2 protein-coding genes and 1 pseudogene are annotated in these 1,562 nt (G+C 41.3%); 2 read left to right on the forward strand and 1 reads right to left on the reverse strand.

Features of this window, described 5'->3' with window-relative positions:
* Window positions 1-360: 360 nt before the first annotated feature.
* Entirely contained in the window at window positions 361-594 is a 234-nt protein-coding gene (locus RMO35_RS04400) for an HNH endonuclease signature motif containing protein (RefSeq protein ID WP_309738822.1), read from the forward strand.
* Between the two features lie 91 nt (window positions 595-685).
* Window positions 686-1,363, forward strand: coding sequence for a ribonuclease III (gene rnc, locus RMO35_RS04405; protein ID WP_309738824.1), 678 nt, complete (start codon window positions 686-688; stop codon window positions 1,361-1,363).
* A gap of 10 nt (window positions 1,364-1,373) precedes the next feature.
* Here the strand turns inward: rnc and RMO35_RS04410 are convergent.
* A pseudogene (locus RMO35_RS04410) lies at window positions 1,374-1,562 on the reverse strand (dUTP diphosphatase); the annotation flags it as partial.

Raw genomic sequence — 1,562 nt, forward strand, 5'->3', positions numbered from 1 at the left:
CGATAACTGCGACTTTCCCCTGAAAACAAATTTTGAGTATTGACAAGTATAATTTCATACCTTATCTTTGACTCATACAGATGAATATCAATGCTTAGATGTTCGTCTCATGGGCACTATCTCCGATTCTCACGCTAGCGCATATCCAGTATTCTGGGTTAACGACTGTCTGAGGCTAAGATTTAGCCCAAGTAATCGCTGGTTCCGCATACTCGGTATGCGCTGGCGTGAGGCTTGGAGATAGTGCGTTTGAGACGGTTATGATTAAGTACAAGAGTAGAGAATTTGCTTATTTTAGCGAAGTTTCTATACTATTTTTGGTGTTTGTTTGTTAGTCCTCTCTAACAAATAGTTTCAATTATGACTCCTAATCGGAAACGATCGAATAAGAATATACTTCTCATAGAATTTGGCTCTAAATGCTGGTGGTGCGAGTGTACTTTACCATCGGATAAGTTAACTCTCGATCATCTCAAACCAAAAAGCAAAGGTGGTTCTGACTCGTTAGAAAATCTGCGATTAGCTTGCTTTCCTTGTAATAATTCTCGTGGTAATAGCCTCTATCCTCCTCAAAAAAATTGTAAATCCTGCTAGTTAAATTAACTTACATAACACAACTACTTATATCCCCGACTTCTTCAAGAAATTGGGGATCTGTGACCCATAATTTTTTAAAAATCAGATCGTGCATAAACTACTATTATTTAATGACGAAAAGCTACTGCGTCAGGCACTTACTCACCGCTCCTACGCTCACGAACACCCCGACGAAACTAGCGATAACGAACGGCTAGAATTTTTTGGAGATGCCATTCTCACATTTATCAGTGGCGAATATTTATATCAACGTCACCCTGAAATGGGAGAAGATGAAATGACGCGAAGACGTGCTGCACTTGTCGATGAAAAACAACTTGCCAAATTTGCTAATGAAGTTGGACTAGATTTCAGAATGCGATTAGGTGGTGGTTTAATTCGAGCTGGCGTTTATCAGAGTCCAAACTTGCTTAGTAGTACTTTCGAGGCTGTTATTGGAGCTTACTATTTAGATAAAGGCTGCAATATTGAGGCAATTCGTTCCTCAATCCATGAGTTATTTGATTCTGTCCCTCAAGGAACTAAGCTAAATCATTCCACTGTGGATCCAAAAAATAAATTTCAGACCTTTGTCCAGGCTAATGGTGCCACAACTCCGCCTAAATATATCACCGAAAAAAAAGGTGGTTCGGATCATAGCCCAGAATTTGTATCGAAGGTTTATGTCGGCGACAAATTATGCGGTGAGGGTAAAGGACGTAGTAAAAAAGATGCCGAGAAACAGGCTGCTGAAGCTGCGTTGGCGCAATTAAAAAAGGGAAGATAAATTTAATCTTTTAAACCCCTGTATGTCCGAATCCACCCTTGCGTTCACCTACCGTCGTCAACGCATCTACTACCCGCTCCTGCGCCACACACACCTCAAGAAACATCACCTGAGCGATGCGCGCGCCATGACTGAATAGATGTAAATCCCTACCGTGATTGACTAACCCAATCCCCACCCAGTCGGGATAGTGTTCGTC

It is taken from the genome of Chamaesiphon sp. OTE_20_metabat_361 (genome assembly GCF_031364565.1).

What these genes read in the sequence shown, in the direction of transcription:
- RMO35_RS04400 (WP_309738822.1), top strand. Translation starts at nt 361, where the DNA reads ATGACTCCTAATCGGAAACGATCGAATAAGAATATACTTCTCATAGAA.